Raw genomic sequence first — 7500 nt, forward strand, 5'->3', positions numbered from 1 at the left:
CGCCAAAGCCGAGGCAGGCATCAACCTGGCCCGCCGCCAGCATCAGGAAGGCGGCGGTCGTCGAACCGCAATGGCGATAGGTCATCTTCAGATCGTCGAGGATGTAGCGAAGCGCCGCCAGTTCCTTGTCGACCGGCGTGTCGGTGCTGAAGCCGACGGCGATCACGCCGCGCTTGCGATCGAGCGCCGGCAGGGGCGGCACGATCTCGCCATTCAACAGGACATCGACGCCGCGCCCGCCCGACAGCGTCTCCTGGCGCGCCGGTGCGTGGATGACGCCGAACGCCGGCGCCCCGTCTTCATAGAGACCGATCGACACCGCCCACGGATCCATGCCCCGGACGAAATTGAAGGTGCCGTCGATCGGATCGATCACCCATTGCCGGCGCGCATCCGGACGGTGGGTCGCCCCCTCCTCGCCGCAGATGCCGTCTTCCGGATAAAGGCGCTGCAATTCGGAAACGAGAAACGCCTCGACCTCGCGATCCGCCCGGGTGACGAGATCGAGATGGCCCTTCTCCTCCACCCCCTTCTCCGTTCCCGCGCCACGGAAATAGGCGAGACCGATCCGTCCCGCCGCCTGCGCCAGCCCAATCAGTTCGTCCCGCATCGTCTCGATGGCTCCCCGCTTTAATTCGATAGACAAATGTCACATCGATTTGACAAGTGTCAATGAGTGGGTAGGATTGCTTAGCCGGGAGGAGAGCCGGCACGCCGGCGCGAAGCCGGCTTCATGGGTCTGGGAGGATGCAATGGCAGTCTGGAAGAAAACCCTCGTCGCGGCGGGCGTAGCGCTCATCGCCGGCACGGCGGGCGCGATGGCGGCAGGTGGCGAGCCGGAGAAGGAGCTGGTCGTCTATGCGTCCCATCCTTCCGAGATGGTCGACTATTTCACGCAGGAATTCGGCAACAAGTACGGAATCCGCGTCACCACGGTGAAGGCCGGCACCGGCGAATTGCTGAACCGCATCCGCGCCGAGAAGGACCGGCCGGGATCCGACGTGCTGTGGGGCGGCTTTGCCGACACCGGCGCTTCGGCGCCGGAGCTGTTCGAGGCCTACCAGTCGCCCGAGCTCGCCCAGATCGAACCGGCGATGATCGACAAGAAGGGCTACAACACGCCGTTCGCCGCCAGCCTCATGGTGCTGATGGCCAACCGCGAGCAGGTCAAGCCCGAGGGCGCGCCGAAGAAGTGGTCGGACCTCACCGATCCCAAGTGGAAGGGCAAGATCGTTCATGCCGATCCGTCGAAGTCGAGCTCGTCGCTGGCGGCGCTCAACACCTGGCTGATGATCTATGGCCGCGGCGACGACGCCTGGAAGCTGGTCGAGGCGATGACGGAGAACACCAACATCGTTCTGAAGTCGAGCCTCGTATTCCAGCAGGTCGGGCGCGGCGAATACCCGCTCGGCGTCACCTATGAGGAAGCGGCCTTCAACTACGTCCTCGCCGATACCGCCGACATCATCTATCCGGAAGACGGCACGCTGGCCCAGCCGGAAGGCATGTTCCTCGTCAAGGGTTCAGCCAATCCCAACGCGGCAAAGCTCTTTGCCGACTATCTCCTCTCCGAGGAAGCGCAGAAGAAGCTGGTCGAGCATTTCCCGGGCCGTCGCCCGACGCGCATCGGCGTGGAGAACCATCCGCGCATGAAGCCGCTGAGCGAGATCAAGATCATCGACTACGACAGCGACTGGGCGAGCGCCGACCGCGCCGACATCCTCGCCAAGATGCAGAAGATCATCGTCAAGACCCAGTAGGGCTTGCCCCGGTATGCCTTGGCCGATCGGCCCCGTCGAGACCGTCTTCGGGCGACGCGCATGCCGCTTCGCTCAAAACGCCGCTTCGCCCGAAGACGACGCGACGAAACCTGGCGCCGGCTCCTTACCCATTTTGAAGAAACACGGAACCGGCCCCTAGCGGCCCGTTCCCCCGATTTCGCGCGCGCCAGAAAATGGGCGCGCGAACGCTGCCGCTCACGCAATCAGGATGCGCGAAGATGACAACCTCCGTCACGATCGATTCCGTCACCAAGCGCTTCGGCGATTCGACCGCCGTCGACGATGTCAGCTTCGACATCGCCAAGGGCGAGTTCTTCACCCTGCTCGGCTCCAGCGGCTGCGGCAAGACCACCCTGCTCCGGATGGTCGCCGGCTTCCTGCGCCAGACCTCCGGCCATATCCGCTTCGGCGGCCGGATCATCGACGACGTGCCGCCGCATCAGCGCAACACCGGCATGGTCTTCCAGAACTATGCGATTTTCCCGCACCTCACCGTCTTCGACAACATCGCCTACGGCCTGCGCGCCCGCGGCCGCGGCAAGGCCGAGATCGACCGCGAGGTGAAGCACATGCTCGAGCTGGTGCAGCTCGGCCATCTCGCGCATCGCCGGCCGCGTGAATTGTCGGGCGGCCAGCAGCAGCGCGTCGTGCTGGCGCGCGCCATGGTGATCAAGCCCGACGTGCTCTTGATGGACGAGCCGCTGTCGAACCTCGATACCGAAATGCGCATCCACCTGCGCAGCGAGATCCGCAGCCTGCAGCGCCAGGTCGGCATCACCACCATCTATGTGACGCACGACCAGGAAGAAGCGCTGCTGATGTCGGACCGCATCGCCGTGATGAGTCGCGGCCGGGTCGAACAGCTGGACGTGCCGCACCGGATCTATGCCGAGCCGCAGACGCTGTTCGTCGCCCGCTTCATCGGCGAGAACAATCTGTTGCCCGGAACGGTGATCGGCCGCGAGGCGGACGGCCACCACATCATCGAGCTCCCCGGCGGGCATCGCATCCGCGGCGCCGGCAGCTTCGACGAGGCCGGCTCGGCTTGCCACATCTCGATCCGGCCGCAGGACATCGACCTGGCGCCTGCCGACGGCGCGTCGCCGAACACGATCGGCGGAACCGTCACCGACATCCAGTTCCTCGGCGGCACGGTCAAGCTTCTGGTCGAGATCGGCGCCGAGCAGCCGCTGCAGGTCTCGCTGCAGGGCCGGCGCGGCATGGACATGCCGTCTGCCGGCAGCCGGCTGAAGCTCGACATCCCGCTCAAGGCGGTGCGCACCTTCAAGCCGGAGGCACGCGCATGAGCGTCCTCTCGACCTCGCCGGCGCCGCGCGGGCGCATGACGGCCGTTCTCGGCAGGCTGTTTGATTTCTGGCCGCTCGTGACGGTCGGCGCCCTCGTCGTCACCACGCTCCTGCTGCTCTTGCCCGTCTACAACATCATCGGGCTCTCCTTCTCCGGCAAGGAGGCCGGCAATAGCGTCTTCCAGAACTACGTGATGTTCTTCAGCGAGCCCTACTATTACCGCTCGCTGATCAACTCCTTCATCGTCTCGATCAGCGCGACGATCCTGGCGCTGCTGGTCGGCATTCCGGCCGCCTATTTCGTCAGCCGCTACAACATCTGGGCGCGCAGCCTGATCAAGACGATCGTCGTGCTGACCTTCGTCTCGCCGCCCTTCATCGGTTCCTATTCCTGGGTCATTCTGCTCGGCCGGAGCGGCGTGCTGACGCGGTTCTTCGCCGATCTCGGCATTTCGCTGCCGTCGATCTACGGCGCGCCCGGCATCATTTTCGTCTTCACGTTGCAATTCTTCCCCTTCGTGTTCCTGCTGGTCTCCTCGGGGCTGAAGTCGATCGACCAGAGCGTCGAGGACGCCGCGCGCAATCTCGGCTCGGGCGAGTTCGCGACCTTCGTCAAGGTGATCGCGCCGCTGCTGCTGCCCTCGATCACCACGGCGGCGCTCCTCGTCTTCGTCGCCGCCTTCACCGATCTCGGCACGCCGCTGATCCTCGGCGAGAAGTTCCGCGTCCTGCCGCTGCTGATCTATGGCGAGTTCGTCAATGATTTCGGCGGCGAGCCGGTACTGGCGAGCACGCTCTCCGTGCTGCTGCTTGGCGTGACGACCGCCGCGCTTCTGGTTCAGCGCTCGCTGTCGGCGCGCTTTTCCTACGCGACATCTGCCATCCGGCCGCTCACCATGCAGGAGCCGGCGCCGGCGAAGCGCATCGCGGCCGCTCTCTATGTCTATCTGCTGATGGCGATCGCCATCCTGCCGCTGGTCAACATCGTCGTCTCGTCCTTCCTGAAGTCGAAGGGCCCGGTGCTCACGGCGGAGTTCAGCCTAGAAAACTACCGCCGCATCGCCGGGACGATTTCGGCGCCGCTCTGGAACACGATTGTGTTCACCAGCACGGCGACGCTGCTCTGCGCCGTCATCGGCACGCTGATCGCCTATATCATCGTGCGCCGGCCCGGCCGGATCAGCGCCTTCCTCGATACGGTGGTGATGTTCTCCTATGCCGTGCCGGGCATCGTGCTCGGCGTCGGCTTGGTGGTCACCTATCACCATCCGCCCTTTGCCCTGACCGGCACCGCGCTCATCCTGATCCTGGCCTATTTCATCCGCCGCCTGCCCTTCTCGGTCCGGTCCTCCGCCAGCTCGCTGCAGCAATTGTCGCGGGATACGGAGGAGGCCTCGATCAATCTCGGCGCCGGGCCGGCCGCGACCTTCGCCAAGGTGACCGTGCCGCTTCTGTCGATGGCGATCCTTTCCGGCGTGCTTCTGACCTGGTCGAACACGATCCGCGAGCTCTCCGCCACGCTGATCCTGCAGTCGGGATCGACGGCGACCGTCAGCATCGAGATTTTCAACGAGGTGGTGAACGGCAATTTCGGCGTCGCCTCGGCGCTCGGCAGCGTGCTGATCCTCCTGACCTTCCTGCCGCTGATCCTGCTCTTCACCTTCATGGGGAAGAACGAGGAGGCTCTGGTGTGACAGGCCTGATCTGGCATATTCATCCTCGTCGCGCGTTCAAGGAAGCCCGCCGTGCCACCGAGAAAAACGCCACCGTCCGGGCGCACGCCACGGCTCCCTGACGACCTGATCCTCGAGGCTGCCTGGCTCTATTATTACGAGGACCGCAACCAGAGCGAGATCGCCGACGCGCTCGGCGTCTCGCGCAGTTCCGTGGTCGGCTATCTGCAGCAGGCGCGCGATCGCGGCATCGTCGAGGTCCGCCTCGATCCGAAAAGCTTCGCCCGTCATCATCATGCCCGGACGCTGAAGGAGCGCTACGGCCTCGTCGACGTGCAGATCGCGCCGGGCGACGAATTTTCGCTCGAGCGCACGGCGCATCTGGCCGCGCGCTGCCTGCCGGACCTCCTGGAGCCGGGCGACACGCTCGGCGTCGCCTGGGGGCAGACGGTCTTCACGCTCTCCGAGCATGTCACGACGCGATCGATCGCCGATCTGACCGTCGTGCAGATGGTGGGTGCGGTCAATTCGCCCTATGGCTTTGATTCGGAGAGCTGCGCCTCGCGCATCGCCGCCGCCTTTCGCGGCCGCTGCGTCAACTTGCATGTCCCGGCGATCGTCTCGAGCGCGGCCATGGCCGAGGCCCTGCAGCGCGAAAGCGTCATCGCGGCGCAGCTGGACGAGCTCGGTCATATCAACAAGGCGCTGTTCGCCGTCGGGTCTTGCGAGCTCAACAGCCACATCGTGACGAGCGGCATCGCCGGCCCGGAGGATCTCGCCGATTATCGCGCCCGCGGCGCCGTCGGGCTGATCTGCAGCCGCTTCATCGACCGCGCCGGCCGCCATCTCGCCGGACGGCTGGACGACCGCATGATCGGCCTGACGCCGGAGAAGATTCGCGGCCTCGCGACCGGCATCCTTGTCTCGAGCGGCGCCGACAAGATCGTCGGCATGGCGGCGGCGCTGCGCGGCGGCTACGCCACCCACCTCTTCACCGACCTGCCGACAGCGGCGGGAATCGTCGAGCTCGGAAATAGCGCGGCGGGCTGAGTTTTTCGGGGCGGACCGGAAAGACTCGGATCTGCTCCCGCCCGCAAACCGCTTCGAGCACACAGGGGGCAGCGGCTGCAGCTCCAGATTGCGGAACTCGGCCGCAGCTGCAGCTGCGTCCGCAGATGCGAGACTCGGGCGCGGCCTTCGGCCTTCGGACAGCCCGTGTGCCCATTTTCGTTCAATCGAATCGAGCGCAGTCCCCTCGAGCTAACAGGCCCGGACTGGCCAGCCCTCTGACTACTGGACGATTCTCCCAGACTGCCATCCTAGAGCTCCACCATCATCCTGAGGTGCCCGGCGAAGCCGGGCCTCGAAGGAGGGTCCAGGGAACGCCTAATTCAGATCGCCGGGCGGATTCGCCGGACGTCGTCTGCAAGCGGCAATGCCCCAGCGGATCTTCCATCGAGGCCTCGTTCACGCCATGCACCTCGGGAGGATGGCGGGGCCCATCGATCAGCTTGGAGGATTCAGCGGGTTCCACTGAAGCCAGGCCACCTGAGGCATGTTTTTCCCCGTGTTGGTTGTTTTGGTTTTTGGGATGATGTCGAAGGCTTTGTTTTTGCGCCAGTGTCCTAGAGGGGAGCTGGAGCTTCGTCCGGTCGGATCGGGGGTTGGCTCGGCCGCGGCCACCCGGTTTTGAGCTTGCGCGCTTGTGCGGGTCTGTTCCGGGCAGGTGCTGTTCCGCGCCGTGGCGCTAGTGCCGGCGTCGCCGCCGCCCTGCCCTCGCCGCCCTGCCCTGCCCTCGCCTTGGTGCTTGTGGCGACGTCCGGCCTGGGACCGGCCTGGGACCGGCCTGGTCCGGAGCGGAGCGCGCGTCGATTCCCGGCCGGTTTCGTGGTGCTTGAACGCAAAAAAACCGCCGGCGAGAATATCGCGCGGCGGGGTTTTTGTTGTGTTTCATCGTAGAGAGAATGTTTCGAAGGGTTTCTGTGCTTTGCAGGCCTGGCAGCGACCTACTCTCCCGTGTCTTAAGACAAAGTACCATTGGCGCGGAGGAGTTTAACGGCCGAGTTCGGAATGGGATCGGGTTCAGGCTCCTCGCCATGACCACCAGGCCGGCGAAGCACAGAAGAAACTGGTTTTGCAGGGTTAGCTGCTTTTGTCGTCGATGATCATTCCCGCGGATCTCGAGAGATCCGCTTGGGATGAGCATGGATTAATGGGAGTGATCAAGCCGATCGAGTTATTAGTACCGGTAAGCTGCATGCATTGCTGCACTTCCACACCCGGCCTATCAACGTGGTGGTCTACCACGACTCTCAAGGGAATACTCGTTTTGAGGTGGGTTTCCCGCTTAGATGCCTTCAGCGGTTATCCCGTCCGTACATAGCTACCCTGCAATGCGGCTGGCGCCACAACAGGTCCACCAGAGGTACGTCCATCCCGGTCCTCTCGTACTAAGGACAGATCCTCTCAATATTCCTACACCCACGGCAGATAGGGACCGAACTGTCTCACGACGTTCTGAACCCAACTCACGTACCACTTTAATCGGCGAACAGCCGAACCCTTGGGACCTTCTCCAGCCCCAGGATGTGATGAGTCGACATCGAGGTGCCAAACGATGCCGTCGATATGGACTCTTGGGCATCATCAGCCTGTTATCCCCAGAGTACCTTTTATCCGTTGAGCGATGGCCCGTCCACGTGGGACCACCGGATCACTATGGCCGACTTTCGTCTCTGC

5 protein-coding genes and 2 rRNA genes (2 of these 7 only partly in view) are annotated in these 7500 nt (G+C 64.2%); 4 read left to right on the forward strand and 3 right to left on the reverse strand.

The window, feature by feature from the left end:
- On the reverse strand, window positions 1-610 hold the 5' portion of the coding sequence (locus tag K32_RS21615; protein WP_201401485.1) for an inositol monophosphatase. Its footprint begins 167 nt before the window's first position; the window shows 610 of its 777 coding nt (coding positions 1-610); its start codon is at window positions 608-610; its stop codon lies off the left edge, out of view.
- Window positions 611-752: 142 nt separating this feature from the next.
- Between K32_RS21615 and K32_RS21620 the strand changes: the two genes are divergently transcribed.
- The 4 genes from K32_RS21620 (at window position 753) to K32_RS21635 (ending at window position 5811) form a co-directional block, all read left to right on the forward strand.
- A complete protein-coding gene (locus tag K32_RS21620) occupies window positions 753-1760 on the forward strand; it encodes an extracellular solute-binding protein (protein WP_201401486.1) in 1008 nt (335 codons plus the stop codon).
- A gap of 239 nt (window positions 1761-1999) precedes the next feature.
- On the forward strand, window positions 2000-3088 hold the full coding sequence (locus K32_RS21625; protein ID WP_201401487.1) for an ABC transporter ATP-binding protein: 1089 nt from the start codon (window positions 2000-2002) through the stop codon (window positions 3086-3088).
- Window positions 3085-4782 (forward strand): iron ABC transporter permease, encoded by a 1698-nt coding sequence (locus K32_RS21630; RefSeq protein WP_201401488.1) that lies wholly within the window; start codon window positions 3085-3087, stop codon window positions 4780-4782. The genes K32_RS21625 and K32_RS21630 overlap by 4 nt, the downstream gene beginning before the upstream one ends.
- 51 nt (window positions 4783-4833) lie before the next feature.
- Entirely contained in the window at window positions 4834-5811 is a 978-nt protein-coding gene (locus K32_RS21635) for a sugar-binding transcriptional regulator (RefSeq protein ID WP_201401489.1), read from the forward strand.
- A 943-nt stretch (window positions 5812-6754) separates the two neighbouring features.
- On the opposite strand, the gene rrf is transcribed toward K32_RS21635, so the two are convergent.
- Together rrf and K32_RS21645 are read right to left on the reverse strand one after the other, a co-directional pair.
- Window positions 6755-6869: ribosomal RNA gene (gene rrf, locus K32_RS21640) — 5S ribosomal RNA — on the reverse strand.
- A 110-nt stretch (window positions 6870-6979) separates the two neighbouring features.
- Window positions 6980-7500, reverse strand: a 23S ribosomal RNA gene (locus K32_RS21645) (it continues 2231 nt past the right edge of the window).

Origin of the sequence: Kaistia sp. 32K (assembly GCF_016629525.1) — a bacterium.
In the GTDB taxonomy this organism is placed as follows: Bacteria; Pseudomonadota; Alphaproteobacteria; order Rhizobiales; family Kaistiaceae; genus Kaistia.